15 protein-coding genes and 1 pseudogene are annotated in these 14,947 nt (G+C 41.0%); 3 read left to right on the forward strand and 13 right to left on the reverse strand.

The window, feature by feature from the left end; translation table 11 throughout:
- Positions 1–138: 138 nt before the first annotated feature.
- The 4 genes from AAFM34_RS10850 to AAFM34_RS10865 form a co-directional block, all read right to left on the reverse strand.
- Positions 139–1,278 (reverse strand): conjugal transfer protein TraF, encoded by a 1,140-nt coding sequence (locus AAFM34_RS10850; protein WP_371833274.1) that lies wholly within the window; start codon positions 1,276–1,278, stop codon positions 139–141.
- Between the two features lie 173 nt (positions 1,279–1,451).
- Entirely contained in the window at positions 1,452–1,766 is a 315-nt protein-coding gene (locus tag AAFM34_RS10855; RefSeq protein ID WP_341662712.1) for a GIY-YIG nuclease family protein, read from the reverse strand.
- Positions 1,767–2,423: a YceH family protein gene (locus tag AAFM34_RS10860; protein ID WP_341662714.1), complete on the reverse strand. Its 657-nt coding sequence runs from the start codon at positions 2,421–2,423 to the stop codon at positions 1,767–1,769.
- Positions 2,424–2,453: 30 nt separating this feature from the next.
- Positions 2,454–2,648 (reverse strand): hypothetical protein, encoded by a 195-nt coding sequence (locus tag AAFM34_RS10865; protein WP_341662716.1) that lies wholly within the window; start codon positions 2,646–2,648, stop codon positions 2,454–2,456.
- A gap of 191 nt (positions 2,649–2,839) precedes the next feature.
- Between AAFM34_RS10865 and AAFM34_RS10870 the strand changes: the two genes are divergently transcribed.
- Positions 2,840–3,160, forward strand: coding sequence for a DUF496 family protein (locus tag AAFM34_RS10870; RefSeq protein ID WP_114786348.1), 321 nt, complete (start codon positions 2,840–2,842; stop codon positions 3,158–3,160).
- A 67-nt stretch (positions 3,161–3,227) separates the two neighbouring features.
- Here the strand turns inward: AAFM34_RS10870 and glpK are convergent, their stop codons facing one another.
- The 3 genes from glpK to AAFM34_RS10885 all read right to left on the reverse strand — a co-directional run bounded on the left by glpK (position 3,228) and on the right by AAFM34_RS10885 (position 6,820).
- Positions 3,228–4,745, reverse strand: a complete 1,518-nt coding sequence (glpK, locus tag AAFM34_RS10875) for a glycerol kinase GlpK (protein WP_160930804.1) — start codon at positions 4,743–4,745, stop codon at positions 3,228–3,230.
- 44 nt (positions 4,746–4,789) lie between these two features.
- Complete coding sequence (locus AAFM34_RS10880; RefSeq protein ID WP_341662720.1) at positions 4,790–5,641, reverse strand: MIP/aquaporin family protein; 852 nt, start codon at positions 5,639–5,641, stop codon at positions 4,790–4,792.
- A gap of 561 nt (positions 5,642–6,202) precedes the next feature.
- Positions 6,203–6,820 (reverse strand): OmpA family protein, encoded by a 618-nt coding sequence (locus tag AAFM34_RS10885; protein ID WP_239173481.1) that lies wholly within the window; start codon positions 6,818–6,820, stop codon positions 6,203–6,205.
- Positions 6,821–7,004: 184 nt separating this feature from the next.
- Between AAFM34_RS10885 and AAFM34_RS10890 the strand changes: the two genes are divergently transcribed.
- Entirely contained in the window at positions 7,005–7,622 is a 618-nt protein-coding gene (locus AAFM34_RS10890) for a thiol:disulfide interchange protein DsbA/DsbL (RefSeq protein ID WP_341662723.1), read from the forward strand.
- Positions 7,623–7,640: 18 nt separating this feature from the next.
- Positions 7,641–8,114 carry an FKBP-type peptidyl-prolyl cis-trans isomerase gene (locus tag AAFM34_RS10895; RefSeq protein WP_152432022.1) on the forward strand — a complete coding sequence of 158 codons (474 nt, stop codon included), beginning with the start codon at positions 7,641–7,643 and terminating at the stop codon, positions 8,112–8,114.
- A 62-nt stretch (positions 8,115–8,176) separates the two neighbouring features.
- Here AAFM34_RS10895 and AAFM34_RS10900 read toward each other — a convergent pair whose 3' ends face one another.
- The 6 genes and pseudogenes from AAFM34_RS10900 to AAFM34_RS10925 all read right to left on the reverse strand — a co-directional run bounded on the left by AAFM34_RS10900 (position 8,177) and on the right by AAFM34_RS10925 (position 13,975).
- Positions 8,177–8,587: an NUDIX domain-containing protein gene (locus AAFM34_RS10900; protein WP_341662726.1), complete on the reverse strand. Its 411-nt coding sequence runs from the start codon at positions 8,585–8,587 to the stop codon at positions 8,177–8,179.
- A 220-nt stretch (positions 8,588–8,807) separates the two neighbouring features.
- The gene (locus AAFM34_RS10905) at positions 8,808–9,443 is read right to left on the reverse strand and encodes an ATP-dependent zinc protease (protein ID WP_114786340.1); all 636 of its coding nucleotides are present in this window, start codon (positions 9,441–9,443) and stop codon (positions 8,808–8,810) included.
- Positions 9,444–9,515: 72 nt separating this feature from the next.
- Entirely contained in the window at positions 9,516–10,697 is a 1,182-nt protein-coding gene (locus AAFM34_RS10910) for an amino acid aminotransferase (protein WP_341662729.1), read from the reverse strand.
- A 290-nt stretch (positions 10,698–10,987) separates the two neighbouring features.
- A pseudogene (locus AAFM34_RS10915) lies at positions 10,988–11,362 on the reverse strand (BspA family leucine-rich repeat surface protein); the annotation flags it as partial.
- 300 nt (positions 11,363–11,662) lie between these two features.
- Positions 11,663–12,706 (reverse strand): BspA family leucine-rich repeat surface protein, encoded by a 1,044-nt coding sequence (locus tag AAFM34_RS10920; RefSeq protein ID WP_341662733.1) that lies wholly within the window; start codon positions 12,704–12,706, stop codon positions 11,663–11,665.
- A 249-nt stretch (positions 12,707–12,955) separates the two neighbouring features.
- Positions 12,956–13,975, reverse strand: a complete 1,020-nt coding sequence (locus AAFM34_RS10925; protein WP_341662735.1) for a BspA family leucine-rich repeat surface protein — start codon at positions 13,973–13,975, stop codon at positions 12,956–12,958.
- Positions 13,976–14,947 lie beyond the last annotated feature (972 nt).

Below are 14,947 nucleotides of genomic sequence, written 5' to 3' on the forward strand. Positions count from 1 at the left end.
AGGGTTTGCCCGCCTTTCGAGCTGATTTATCTATTGTTTGAAAGTTTTTATTTTAAGCAAAGTTTGCGTAGTCACCATTTAAATTTTGACATACACAAACTTTGCACTAGATACCGTTGTTTAGACTGGGAGTATAATCTAGAAAGTAAACGCTAAATTTCCGGATAGTCCATATTGGTTGTCACCAGCATAACTGGCCGCTAAGTCAAAACTCACCAAATCAGCAGGGCTTATACCGACACCGAATGTGAAAGAGTTATCGAGCGTATCTTCTAGGTCAATTTCATACCCAAGCCTCAATTGAGCCCAGCCCATCGCATTTCCTTCCACACCAAAACGTAAAAATTGTGTATCATCATTTTGATCCGTAAACCTTTTTTGTTTGGTTAAATCAAAATCCGTAGAAGCCGTAAAGTATTCCAGTGCATAGCTCCCTGATACCGTAATCTGGGTATTCAATTTATATGTACTTACACCGCCGATATCTAAGGTCTGGAGCTCTTGTGAGAAGAGATCTTTCACCGCAACGCCTGCTCGAAACTGTTCGTGTAACCATACCGCACCTAGATCTATGTTAAATGCATTCTTTTTGGTTTCACTTTTATCATAATCGCTGATATCAAAATCTTCGACCGTGATTGCTTGCTTGTATGTTCTCATTGTTTGAAACTTTGGAGAAATCCCTACTGAAACATCTTGCCCTAAGAAATTCACTCGTTTTGCAATAGCCACACCAAGCTCACCATAACCAAAGGCAATCACATCTACAGACGAGTTTTGGTAGCGCTGCTCAGTTGTACCTGTCGTTGCAATATCGGTCTTGGCGATAATTTCAGCGTAACCACGGGTAAATATATTTGTCGATAGTACATCAACAGGAAGCGCAACAGCAGCAACAACCCCGCCATTTACTCCAAGTGGTTTATCATCAGCTAGCTGATCGAAATAACTATTCAGTCTTGCTTCTGCGCCAGTGTCTGAGGAGTTAGCTTTAAACGCTTTAATCTCATCTTGAAGTTTATCGACAGTATCAAGAGTCTCATCTGTATCTCTAAGCCTTACACCAACACCGGGAAACAATACACCAAACTTGTCAGAATCTCTGTGAAGCGCAACCAATGCCGGGTTATAAAAAGGAGCCAAAAGGTAGTCAGCCGAAGTTACACCCGTGTTCCCCATACCATTACCTCGCCCATCTGGAACTACGGTTGCTGCATTCACCACTATAGCCATCCATGCTATCGACCACATTATCGTTGCTTTTACTAACAGTCTCATATCCATACCAACCTTATTAAAGTTACAAATTTAAGGTTAATACAAAATTTGGTCATTTGATGGTCAATTAAAAAACAAGCAATTACTAAAGTGATTTTTGTGGAGAAGGTTAAATATTACCTCGCTGCTTACAGAGAATCATAACTAACAGATGTTAAAAACATCCAATTGACTCAAATTTCCTCAATATCTATAAGCTCATCTAAACCAACAGTTTTTTGTATCAGCTTTTCTTTTAATGCCTTGGACAACTTTTTGATGCAGTATTCATATTTAGAGGCCGTGGAGCGGCTTTTCCCAACCGCTTCAAACCATTCGAGACTTAGTGGGCCTTTACCTTTAAGAGATTTGGCTCCTGAGCCTTGGCAGTGTTGCAAATACCGGCGTGATACATCCGTTGTAATACCGCAATAAAGGGAGTTGAAACGAGTCCGAATCAAGTAGACATACCATATCGGACTCGATTTCTTTGCCTGTTTAGATGTCATTTAAGAAACAAGGCTTTCTACTTGCAGACGAAGTACTTCAATCTGAGCTTTCAATTCAGCCACCTCTGTCTCAAGCGATTCGATTCTTTTACTATCAGAGCTAATATTTGTAGAAGGAGAAGATGCAGCAATAGATTCAACATCGACTTCACCGCTAAATTGATGCATATAACGGGACTCTCGTTTGCCTGCCTCCCTAGGCAATTTTACGACTAAGGGAAAATCATCACCAGAAGCCATATTTTCGAGAATCGCTTCAACTTCTTTGACATCTGAAAAATCTGCCAGGCGATTAGTACGGGTTCTAAGCTCACCCGGAGTTTGCGCGCCGCGAAGCAGTAAACAGCAGACGATGCCTTTTTCTTGAGATGTTAACTTTAAATCGCCAAATTCTGTATTGCAGAAACGATGCTGAAATTTACTTGCTCGACTATTAAATCCACTTTCGTCACTCACTAACCTTCGAGTAATCAATCCATCTACTGCTTGCTGAACATCCGTTTCAGATAATGTCATCACAGGCTCACGATTACTCTTCTGGTTACAAGCACTGGTTAAGCTATTGAGGGTCAATGGGTAATAATCTGGTGTGGTGACTTCCTTTTCTATCAAACAACCAATGACACGCGCTTCAATATCGCTTAATTCTATATTCATTATCGTTTCCTTAAGTCATACTTTTCTAGCTTAATGCTCTGAAAGAATTGATGGCTTTTTTATATTACCATACTCGTCAATCATAATGATTTTTCTACGATTTAATTCAACTTCTGTCAATTCTTGACTACGACATTCTTTACGATAAGCCTCAATAATTTTGCTCGACTGCTGAGACAATTCAGCCTTCTCAACCTTTGGGATTACAATGTCAGACACTCGCATAAACTTTTTCTTTTTATTCTATTAATAACGAAATCATATCCTGACTGTTGACTGCGCTCAATCATTGGATTGGCTTTTTGGTGATAAACTAGTCATCATTAGAGAGTTGTTGATCTTAAACCTGTTATCGACAGAAATGTTGTGGTTTAATCTCTGTAGTTTTAAGGTAAGTAAAAGCAGGAAAAACACTTATGAGTGGAGTATTTGAAATCGTAGCTCAAGCACGCAGAAAGAATAAACTGAAGCGTGAACTGCTCGACAATGAAAAAAAAGTTCGCGATAACCGTAAAAGAGTCGATCTTCTGGATAACTTGATGGACTATATCAAACCAGACATGACGCCTGATGAAATCGTAGCCATCATCAAAAATATGAAAGCAGATTACGAAGATCGTGTAGACGACCATATAATAAAAAGCGCGGAGATCTCCAAAGAGCGCCGTGATATCAGCCGACGTATTCGTGAACTGACTGAAGAAGATAAACAGGTGGTACAAGGTAAAAAGAAATAACCCCAGTTTTTTCTTGAAGTGTGCCCGCTTAATTCAAGCGGGCATTTTTGTAGCATCCCTGAGTTATTTACTCGTCTTCGTCATGCATTTGTGCCCAAACTTGAGCGCATTTTACTGCGCGCTTCCATCCCTTATAACGACGGCTGCGTTTTTCTTCATCATGATGAGGAACAAAGGTCTTATCTATGGTGGCTTTACCTGCAACTTCATCAAGGCTTTGCCAGAACCCTACCGCCAATCCAGCAAGATAAGCCGCTCCCAGAGCAGTAACCTCTGTCACTTGAGGGCGAAGTACTTGCGTATCTAATACATCAGATTGGAACTGCATCAAAAAATTGTTTGCAACTGCGCCGCCATCCACTCGAAGTGCTTCAAGCTTTATCCCAGAGTCCGCTTGCATGGCATCCAATACATCACGAGTCTGGTACGCAATCCCTTCCAACGTTGCCCGTATAATATGGTTGGAGTTAACGCCGCGGGTTAAGCCAACAATAGTCCCTCTTGCATAGGCGTCCCAGTATGGCGCGCCAAGGCCAGTAAATGCTGGAACCACATAGACACCATTGGATGAGTCGACCTTAGTGGCAAAGTACTCTGAATCCTTTGCATCGGCCAGAAGCTTCATTTCATCTCGTAGCCACTGAATAGAGGCGCCCCCCATAAATACCGCACCTTCAAGAGCGTAAGCAGGTTCACCAGATGGACCACATGCCAATGTGGTTAGCAGGCCATTCTTCGACGTCACTTTTTCTTGGCCCGTGTTCATCAGCAAAAAGCAGCCTGTTCCGTACGTATTTTTCGCCTGCCCTGCATTAACACACATTTGACCATAAAGAGCCGCTTGCTGATCTCCGGCGATACCGGCAATCGGGATTCTCGTCCCCCCTTTACCACCAATATTCGTTTGCCCGTAAACTTCTGACGACTTCTTCACTTCTGGCATCATGGACAAAGGAATATCCATTTCTTGAAGCAGTTTCTCATCCCATTGAAGTGTGTTGATGTTAAACAACATGGTTCTAGAGGCATTGGTATAGTCGGTCACATGCACTCGGCCCTGAGTCATTTTCCACAGTAACCAAGTATCAACGGTGCCAAATAACAATTTTCCTGCGTTAGCGTCTTCGCGTGCACCTTCTACATTATCAAGAATCCACTTAATTTTTGTGCCTGAGAAATACGGATCCAGTACCAAGCCTGTATTCTCTTGGACGTACTCTTCCAGGCCTCGACTTTTCAATTGTTCACAAATGGCTGCCGTACGGCGGCACTGCCAAACAATCGCATTATAAACGGGCTTTCCTGTGTCTTTATTCCAGACTATTGTGGTCTCACGTTGGTTAGTAATACCAATACCCGCCACTTCATCGCTACGGATGCCAGATTTGCCCAAAGCTTCCACCAATACCGAGCTTTGTGTAGCATAGATTTCCATAGGATCATGTTCAACCCAGCCAGCCTGAGGATAAATCTGCGTAAACTCTCGCTGAGACACACTGACAATGTTGGCATCATGGTCGAGTACAACTGCGCGGGAGCTGGTTGTGCCTTGATCGAGCGCGACAATATATTTTGGCTCCGTCATAATAATTTCCTTTTAATTCGATATTTATAGCAATAATTTTAGTATTAAACGTGAGCCTCTTGACTCTCTTCGGCGTCATCACACTGATTAGGAATCGTGCAGCCCGTACCCGTATTCGGTAGATATTGCGCTATCACCTTAGGGTAAGCCCAAGCGCCAAAACATGCGCCCGCAATAGGACCAAGAATGGGAACAATAAAATAAGGAATGTCTTTAGCACCTGTCAGCGCAAAATCCCAACCCGCGAAGTAAGCGAAAAGTTTTGGTCCGAAGTCACGCGCAGGGTTCATTGCAAACCCAGTTAGCGGGCCCAATGAGCTGCCTATCACAGCGATCAACACACCAATCAAAAGCGGGTTCATAGGGCCGCGAGCGGCGCCGTTATTCTCATCACCCAGCGCCAAAATCGCAAACATAAGTACAGCTGTTATCACAAACTCAACCGCCAACGCTCCAGAAAATGACAGAGACGGATGAGAATAGGTAGAGAAAATACCTGCTGTTGCAAGAGCCTCTTGACTAGAGCGCACAAAACCATGGGTAATTTCGTAATCGATAAATAGATTGCTGTACAAGCTATACACTAATGCAGCACTACAAAATGCCCCTAACATTTGGGCGACAATGTAAGGCACAACCTTAGCTTTATCAAAGCCATGAAACGCTGCCAATGCAATAGTGACAGCAGGGTTTATATGCGCCCCCGATACACCAGCAGTGCAATAAATGGCAATTGCTACCCCAAAGCCCCATACCACACTAATTTCCCACTGGCCAAACTGAGCCCCTGTTAACACTAGGGCGGCGACACAGCCAACACCAAAGAAAATCAGTAATCCAGTCCCTATGAACTCGGCAATACATTCACCGAGTAAGGTGGGTTTTCTCGTTATCATAGTAAGAGTCCTTGTTTACATTATTGGGTATGATTGGTTTTGTTATAATTGCGAATTGTATTCTGCATACCTGACTAACAGATGAAACGTTCCTAGGCCATTAATGAGCGTTCGAACACATTTTGTTTCATTTATGTTCTCTATTTTGTTAATTAACTCTACTTTTGATACTCTTCTTTAACAATTGAGTATGAGTAAACAAAGTTGACACGATAAAGCTAGAGAGTTGATGGTATCGGGCGTTGTTCCGTTGAAATGATTGAATTGGTCAATAGGATTATCACTAATAAACTAAAGCTAATGACTCTGTTGTAATTAATAGGGTTTCTCAAACGGCATTGTCGCTTAGACTTTTAGAGAATGGCATAAACGAGCAAAAACGAAGAATATCGAAAATGAAATACTTAGACATTTGAATGGTATTGATTAGCGATAGTTGAGATGATCATTAAGGATAGACTGCATCGCACCATTTGATTTAATCACCTTAAGCCCTTGGTTAAATAGCGCCATATTGGATTGGCTTTGAGGGTTAGATTTTGGCATTAACAAGTGCGAATTTTATCTCTGGTTAGCGACGATAAAAAGAACCTCAACACGTCGATTACAAGCTTTACCTGCCCTTGTACTATTGGTACATGCAGGTACATACTCACCATAGCCACGGGTGAAAATAGCGTCCATCGCCACGTTATTGCGAATCAATTGCTGTTTTACTGCTTTTGCGCGTTTCATTGATAGCACATCATTACGCGATGGTGGCCCTGTATTATCTGTGTGCCCATCAATGACGATATCAATGCCCGGTTGAGTGGCTAAATAACTGCCCATTTTATTGAGCCAATAAGCTGAGCTCGGCTCAACCATTGAAGAACCCGTATTAAATTTAATGGTGTCAGTCAGCTTTACCATCAGGTGATCGCCAGGCAAAACTTCATGCTCTACACCATTTTTCATCAAAAAGCTTTGTAAATCGCTGTAACTGGCTTCACGTCCCACCGGCCCCATCACTCCTGACCTAGATGCAACTCTCGGCGCATTACCCCAAGATGGATAACGAACGTCCATATCTGTTTTAGGCGCAGTTTCTAACATATCGTCTGTCATATAGCGCATTTCTTTTGCAAGGTTGCCACACCCAGTCAGTAGCAGAAGAAGCGGTAAAGCAAGATATTTCATCGTTCCACCATACTTTTTGTTGCGATACATGATTTATATCGGCGAACTAGGAAATACTTTAATTATAAATGAAGACTTTTTTGTCGTTGAAATGCTGGCTTCAAAGTGTTTTTTTCAGGGCCATGACAAGGTAGAATCAATACCTAAGATTGATACATCACCTTAATGGTAAAGAGTACCAAGTATGAGAAAAATACTAGCCTTTGCGGGTCTTATCCTCGTGGCTCTGCTGGCAGGTTGCAGCAAAAGCGAACACCCACAAGAAGGCAAACAATTTGAACGCTTACCTACCGATTTGTCCGCTTATCAACTTCCCGTTGTTACTGAGGTTTTCTCTCTCAATTGTGGTCACTGCGCTAATATGGAGTCTGCGATCCCCCAGCTTGAAGCCGCGACCAATCAGACATTTGGTAAGGTCCATGTCATTTTTAATCAAAGTGCCCAAGTCAGTGCCATGATCTATTACAGCGCGCAAACCCAACTAGGAACAACCCCAAGCCATGACTTGATGAATGCGATGTTTAATGCGGTGCAAATAGAAGGCGCGACTGCGCAGCAACAAAAGCAGGCCATCAACAAAGCATTTACCGACCAAGATCTATCCAGCCCTGATAAATTAACAGAGGATCAGCGAAAAACCTTATTCGCCGCAATGCAGCAAGCTGCTGAAATATCTCAAAAAGGCCAGATAAATGCTGTCCCTACCTTTATTGTTAACGGCAAGTACATGGTACTCCTTGCCGGACACAAAGATCTCGATGGCATTGCAAGCACTATCAACTATCTTATCCAACAACCCTAACAATTATGGAAAGACCTTATGTCTAAAATTATTATTCCTATCGTCATCTTGGTTCTCGCGGGCTTTATGATTTACCGCACGTTAGTGACAAGCAAAGCGGGAGAAGAGAACTTCGCGGCGGGTCAAGCCTTTTTGCTCGAAAATGGCAAACAAGAAGGTGTTATTACTACCGAAAGTGGCCTGCAGTATAAAGTGCTTTCGAAAGGCGAAGGTACAACCAACCCTAGTCCCAAAAGTAAGGTAAAAGTGCATTACCATGGCACACTTATCGACGGCACTGTCTTTGATAGTTCAGTGGAGCGAGGTGAGCCGATTTCATTTGGTTTAAATCAAGTGATCAAAGGCTGGCAAGAAGGCTTAACTTATATGGTTGAAGGCGATAAATTCCGCCTATTTATTCCTAGCACCCTAGCTTATGGAAAAAAAGGCACAGGCCCTATCCCGCCTGCATCAACTTTGATCTTTGATGTAGAACTACTCGAAATCCAATAACTGGCTTATGACCCTTTCATAGCAAAGTGGAAGGGTCACACCAAAGCTCAATAATACGCTTACTAGGCCATCTCTCCTACTTCTCTTTGTAAATGCTTAGCTAAATGTTGGCGAATGAAACTCACATCGGCTTTGTAAAATTCATCAATGGGTAAATTATCCAAGCAAAGCCAATGAAAAGTCTGCTGGCGGCTTGAGTCGTTTGCTCTTGGCTCATCATGATGACTGGCATGTAACACCACGTAGTAGATACGACCACCGTATTCATTAATATCGCTATAAGTTGCAACGTGAGATAAGCCGCTCATGTTCGTTTCTTCGTATAGCTCGCGGATAGCAGCGTCAGTGCCCGACTCATTGGTTTCTACTTCCCCGCCGGGAAACTCAAACACCATACCTTGGTTCGAGCGATAACGTTCTTGGATCAAAACTTTACCTTGTTTGATGACCACCGCCATCGATAAATACTTCATTAAAGACTCCTTGAGAATAAGCAGACACTATCGGCTGAGCGAAAAAACGGGAACAAACGACGAGTAATATACTGCCGTTATGACGTTGCATCTAAATCCAAGCCGCAAGGTTAGCGAAATATATTACTGAGTTCTGATACTGCGTTCAAAAAACACGATATCCATAACAAAAACGGCACCTTAAGGTACCGTTAAAGGATGAGTTTTACTTTCAAACTGCCTACTTGTGCTTTTTCTGCACAAACTCTTTACTCACATCCACAATCGCCACATCGGTGACAAAACTTCTACCCAAAAGTAAGGGATAGTTAAGATGTGTGCGGTCGGCCAGAGTAAACTCGGTTTTTTCTTTTAGATCGCCCAGTTGAACCCAAGATTCTACCACAGCGCGGCGCTGAGATTCTTCAGAGCTGGACTGGCGAACCTTAACCCATCGCACCACAGGCAGTGCCATCTGCTTACTCTTTTTACCATCATGTTCAATGGTAAACTTGACCCAATCTTGTCCGTCGCGCTCGAACTCGACAATATCAGTGGCACTGATTGAAGAGGTTGTCGCACCAGTATCGATCCGCGCCTTAAAGTTCTCTTCAAGCCCCGGAACATAGACCCACTCTTGCTGACCCAAAATCAGCTTGCCATCGCCAGTTTTCTTTGGCTGAGGCTTGGGTTTGACGGGTTTAGGCTTTTCAGCAATTTGCTTATCTTTATCTACCTCAGAGCCATCAGGCTTGTCTTTGGGTTCTTCAATTGCGGGTTTAGGTTGTGGTTCCTCAGGTTTCTGACTTGTGGTTGAACAAGCCATCAATCCTCCACTGAGTAGCATAGCTACCAAAGCCTTTGACGCTTTATCCATTCGATCACCTAACTTTCTAACAACGTGTCTTTGACAGAAAAACCCACTTTCATGTGGGTCTTGGCACAAACCTTAAGAGACTTTAGTGATTGCGTCAGCGACATAAGGAATGTCTTTTTCAGTCAAACCAGCGATATTAATTCGCCCGTCGCCCACACCATAAATACCATATGTCTCACGAAGTTGCGCCATTTGTTCTTGGCTAAATCCTAGCATAGTAAACATGCCTTTGTGGCTTTGGATAAAATCAAACTGTGACGTGTTATGAGTATTTCGAAACTCTTGGCATAAACTCTTTCTCAAGCTAACCAATCTTTGCTGCATTTCGCTCAGCTCTTGTTTCCATATCCCTGTCAGTTCATGGCTTTGCAAGATAGTTTTCACTAAAGCTGCGCCATGATCAGGTGGCATAGTGTAAGTAGAGCGAGCAAGGGTCAGCGCTCTACCTTTTGCATTCGTAACATCTTGCAAAGATTTGCCCACCACAATAGCAGCACCAGTTCTCTCACGATAGAGACCAAAGTTTTTCGAGCATGAGGTCGTGATCATCATCTCTTCGACATTGTCAGCCATAAAGCGTAAGCCTTGAACATCTTGCTCTAAGCCATCACCAAAACCTTGATAAGCCACATCGACAAACGGCACAAACCCATTTTTTTGTGCAAGTTCTGTGATGGCTTGCCACGTAGCAAAGTCAATGTCTGCGCCCGTCGGGTTATGGCAGCAGCCATGCAGTAAAACCACATCATTTGGACCAGCCTGAGCTAACTCTTCCAACATACGAGCAGTGTCTACTTGCTTGGTTTGCGGGCTAAAGTAGGTGTATTGCTTAACTTTTAAACCTGCCGCTTCCATTACTGGTCTGTGGTTGACATAGCTTGGGTTAGATATCCAAACGCAAGTATCAGGCTGCGCAACCTTGATTAAATCACCCAACATACGCAAGGCACCACTGGCCCCCGGCGTCTGAATCGCAGCAACTCTTTCCATTGCAGAGGTCCCTGATAGCAGCAGTTCAACCATACTTTGATTAAACTCCTCACAACCGGCTAGGCCCACATATGATTTTGTTTTTTGCGTTGCCACAACAATATCTTGCGCTTGAGAAATGGCCTTCATAACAGGGGTTTCACCCGCACTATTTTTATAAACACCTATGCCCAAGTCCACTTTATCGGGTCTGGGGTCGTTACGGTAGGCGACGGATAAGGAAAGAATAGGATCAAGAACTGGCGTGGGTAGATGAGAAAACATGTGACGAAATAATCCTTTGCTATGTTGATTGCAACGCTCAACTTAGCATTGAACCTAAAAATGTCGAAATAAAATTTTAACCTCGACTCACATTACCGAGCAAAAATCACCGTCAAGGTACAATGTGGATTATCAATTAAGCATTATCTCTTTCTATTGTTCCAAGTAAAAAGCCTCGCTATGCGAGGCTCAAAGCTAAGTAATAAATATAAAAGAATCAACCGCTACTGGGTAAATATCGGCAGCTGCTCCTCAGTTAATATGCTGTCTTTAGCAAAATCCGTATGCTCAGTCACTTGGCTAACATTCCAGTTGCTTAGATCTTGTGAAAAGCGAGTGACTTGAGAGAACATCCCTTCCATATCGGTGACACTCGAAGTATCCCAGTCGATAATATCTGCATTAAAGCTCGCCTTCTCAAAGAACACCATATCCATATTGGTGACTTGGGTAGTGCAAAAACCTATGTGCCCTTGCTCAAGTTTATCCAGCATGGTTTGGTTGCGAATAAGCGCGTTATCCACCACAACATACACTTGTCCTTTTTCAATTAGCACTGAATTAATTGGCTGATCCGGACATTTCACCGAAATATCGATAGCAAATACGCATTGGCTAGCAAGCACCAGCGATCCAGCTAGTAGGGAGGTGATCTTTTTTGTCATTATTATTTCCTAGTTTGAATAGACGCTGTTAGATAAGTCAAGAACTAAAACTTACCCTAGATACGGAGAACATCAATTTGTTGTTTTTTATGATTATATTTAAATTATTTTTGAAAAATAAATTAATTTTATTCTTAATGAATTTTTATTCAAAACAATAGACTGGGGTCACAATGTTGGCATTTTAATATTGAAAAGAATAAGAACTAAAAATATTGATATAAACTGTATGATTCATTTGTATATTTTTAATAAAAAACCTCGCAATTGCGAGGTTTTTTATCAGAATGGAGTACAAAGTTAATACCTGAATGAGTACGGTACTTTATTATTGTATAAACGACTCCCTTTTCTATAGTTTTCGTACCACTCAACATTATTAACATTCCAGTTTGTCAAATTTTGTGAAAAACTTGAAGCACCTTCAAAAATATGGGCCATATATTTAACATTTGATGTATCCCATGGACTGATATTTTGATTAAATTCTATAGCGTCCATAAACATACCAATCATATTAGTAGCATTGGACATATCCCATAGGCCAATATATTGGTTAAAGGCTTTAGCCCCCGAGAACATAAATTGTACGTCTGTTACCTTTGAAGTATTCCAGTTACCGATATCTTGATTAAATGCTGTAGCACCACTAAACATCGCCATCATGTTCGTTACATTAGACGTATTCCAATCGCCTATGTTTTGGTTGAACGCCTTAGTATCACCAAACATGGAAGACATGGACACCACTTTTGACGTATCCCATGAGCCAATATCTTGATTAAAAGAACGAGCAGATGAGAACATTCCTGACATAAGCTCTACATTCGAAGTATCCCAATCACCAATATCTTGATCAAATGATTCAGCCAAGCTAAACATATCGGACATGTCTGTCACATTAGAAGTATCCCAGCGACCAATGTTTTGATTAAAGGATTGAGCGCTAGCAAACATTCCAGTCATATTAGCCACTTTTGATGTATCCCAATTACCTATATCTTGATTGAAAGCAAGCGCTTGAGAAAACATCATACTCATATCTGTAACATTTGATGTGTCCCAGTCACTTATATCAGCGTTAAATTTTTTTGATGAAGAAAACACGCTATACATGCTCGTAACATGTGTTGTACAAAATCGAATTTTTCCTTGTTCTAAATCGTATAATCTGTATCGATTTTTAATAAGTTCATTATCTACCACTAAGTATTCAATACCACCTTTTATGATGATAGAGTTCACCGCGTCATTTGAACATTTAACTGCAATTTCTGAAGCATGGACCTGTTGGCCTAGAACTAAAAATGAGCCGAAAGCTAATAAAGCATATGTATTTTTCATTTTTATTTCCTTATACAAACAAAAATATAAGTATATTTTAGTAAAGGAAGATTTATAAGTAAATCAAGGAGAATTTATCGGAAAAATTCTTATAATAAGATGTCAGTTCGATATTTTTATCGCTAAAAAGACAAAGAAAACATTAACAAAGCAACATATTATGATATAAATCATAAGTTTATTTGATAATCATAAAAATAACTAGAAAAATGCCTTGCATTAGCAAGGCAAAGTAAGAGATCGTGAACTTTATCGATTGTGAGTATAATGCTCAGACATAGATTCATTTTGGTTTAACCAAGATGAATCACTGAAATTCGGCTTTTGCACACTAGCGAGACCACTGCCTGTTGCAAACTCACTATAATTAATAACATTAGCCACATTCCAACTACTTAAGTCTTGGGAGAAATTAATTGCATGATCAAACATCTGCTTCATATGAGTTACATTTGATGTATCCCAATATCCAATATTTTGATTAAAAGACGCAGCGCCAACAAACATTCGATACATAGAAAGAACCTTAGAGGTATTCCATTTACTGATGTCTTGATTAAACTTTTTTGCTTTATAAAACATTTCATACATATTGGTGACATTTGAAGTATCCCAACGACCAATATCTTGGTTAAAACTCTCAGCCCTCCCAAACATCGAGTGCATCCACTTCACATGAGATGTATTCCAATAACCAATGTCTTGATTAAACTTTTTCGCTCTAAAAAACATCCAAGCCATACTCACCACTCTAGATGTATCCCAATAACCAATATCTTGATTAAATTCACTCGCCCAAGAAAACATTGAGTCCATATCAGTGACACTGGAAGTATCCCAATGTCCTATCGTTTTATTAAATGCTTTCGCACCATAGAACATTTCTCGCATTGTTGTTACTTTTGAGGTATCCCAACGGCTAATATCTTGATCAAAAGCTTCAGCCCAATAAAACATCGAAGACATATCAGTAACGTTTGAGGTATCCCAGTTTCCAATCTTGGTATTAAAGCTTTTTCGCCCTTTAAACAAAGAGGACATACTAGTCACTTGGGTCGTGCAAAAACGGATGTTGCCTTGCTCTAGATTATCAAGTAAGGCTTTACTGCGAATAAGGTTATTATCAACCACAACATAGACCTGATCGTTCACTAACATCATGGAGTTAATAGGTTCATCTGGACATTTTATGGCTATATCAAGCGAATAGACATTATGGCTGATAAGCGCAGCCGCGCAAAAGATCATTGACGTTATTGTATTTATCATTATTTTTTCCTAGTACGAATCGACGTTGTTGAGAAAATACGAGGATCTGGTGCAGGCAAAACCTCCAATACACCAATCGCTAGGCTGTACACATCGTAAATTCGGCCACGCCTTCGCCCTGAAAAACATATTTTTCAAATTGGTCATTCGATGAGAAATGCTCTGACTTAAAACCGGTCCTTGGTGAACAAACCACTTATGTTTGTGGCCTGAGTTCTATATCGTTGAGTGACATTATGATTATTACTTGCAGGCAGGATTTAGTCCCGTACTCCCACAAAGCCAAACTAGCGTTGTAATATTTAAGCCGAACAAAGCCGTTTGGAATGGATAGCCACTTCTCCTCTTTTATGCATCTATTAGAACACATGACAAAGTGGCAACAATGTAAATAAATACATATTTGTTTCATTATTGTTAAAATCGTATTTTTAAATACAAATCCATCAGTTATATTTATACCATCTGCAAAAGAAAGTGATATTTCACCTTTATCGAACCTAAGAGTAAAAAGACAGGTATCAGTCACACTATTTATCAGGCTGAGTTGACAGACAATCACCTTTAAAATTGGTAATTATGCGCACAGCCTAGTGATGGATTGTTTGTTTCAATCAAGTCGATCTAACTGATTTGGGGGGAGTAACTTTGGTCTAATAGGGCCTAGAGACCGCATTTGAAGATGGAGGTACGTGCCTTAGACAACTCTTCCGAAAAGTCACCTTGCAATCTTTTATGCCTTAGGAGGAGGAGACCTGCTTTTCACATACAGGCTATGGGGGATATAAGTGAAGCCTAGAGAAAATAGCTAGATTTTAATATTGACAAAGAAGTATATAAAAATTGAAATGTTAAGTTTAGACAAGGATCGAGTTTATCGAGAACGAAGATTTGAAATTAACTTAGGACTGGAGCGTGCAGCGGGAATCGAAAAAGGTAGACCTAAAACGATATACTTTATGTTGCCCTATA

Source organism: Vibrio sp., from assembly GCF_038138445.1.
Classification (GTDB): domain Bacteria; phylum Pseudomonadota; class Gammaproteobacteria; order Enterobacterales; family Vibrionaceae; genus Vibrio.

Bases quoted from the DNA above. Each gene is read 5' to 3' on its own strand.
- AAFM34_RS10920 (WP_341662733.1), bottom strand. From the start codon at position 12,706: ATGAAAAATACATATGCTTTATTAGCTTTCGGCTCATTTTTAGTTCTA.
- AAFM34_RS10900 (WP_341662726.1), bottom strand. From the start codon at position 8,587: ATGAAGTATTTATCGATGGCGGTGGTCATCAAACAAGGTAAAGTTTTG.
- AAFM34_RS10905 (WP_114786340.1), bottom strand. From the start codon at position 9,443: ATGGATAAAGCGTCAAAGGCTTTGGTAGCTATGCTACTCAGTGGAGGA.
- AAFM34_RS10880 (WP_341662720.1), bottom strand. From the start codon at position 5,641: ATGATAACGAGAAAACCCACCTTACTCGGTGAATGTATTGCCGAGTTC.
- AAFM34_RS10890 (WP_341662723.1), top strand. From the start codon at position 7,005: ATGAGAAAAATACTAGCCTTTGCGGGTCTTATCCTCGTGGCTCTGCTG.
- AAFM34_RS10855 (WP_341662712.1), bottom strand. From the start codon at position 1,766: ATGACATCTAAACAGGCAAAGAAATCGAGTCCGATATGGTATGTCTAC.
- glpK (WP_160930804.1), bottom strand. From the start codon at position 4,745: ATGACGGAGCCAAAATATATTGTCGCGCTCGATCAAGGCACAACCAGC.
- AAFM34_RS10860 (WP_341662714.1), bottom strand. From the start codon at position 2,423: ATGAATATAGAATTAAGCGATATTGAAGCGCGTGTCATTGGTTGTTTG.
- AAFM34_RS10870 (WP_114786348.1), top strand. From the start codon at position 2,840: ATGAGTGGAGTATTTGAAATCGTAGCTCAAGCACGCAGAAAGAATAAA.
- AAFM34_RS10850 (WP_371833274.1), bottom strand. From the start codon at position 1,278: ATGAGACTGTTAGTAAAAGCAACGATAATGTGGTCGATAGCATGGATG.
- AAFM34_RS10925 (WP_341662735.1), bottom strand. From the start codon at position 13,975: ATGATAAATACAATAACGTCAATGATCTTTTGCGCGGCTGCGCTTATC.
- AAFM34_RS10910 (WP_341662729.1), bottom strand. From the start codon at position 10,697: ATGTTTTCTCATCTACCCACGCCAGTTCTTGATCCTATTCTTTCCTTA.
- AAFM34_RS10895 (WP_152432022.1), top strand. From the start codon at position 7,641: ATGTCTAAAATTATTATTCCTATCGTCATCTTGGTTCTCGCGGGCTTT.
- AAFM34_RS10865 (WP_341662716.1), bottom strand. From the start codon at position 2,648: ATGCGAGTGTCTGACATTGTAATCCCAAAGGTTGAGAAGGCTGAATTG.
- AAFM34_RS10885 (WP_239173481.1), bottom strand. From the start codon at position 6,820: ATGAAATATCTTGCTTTACCGCTTCTTCTGCTACTGACTGGGTGTGGC.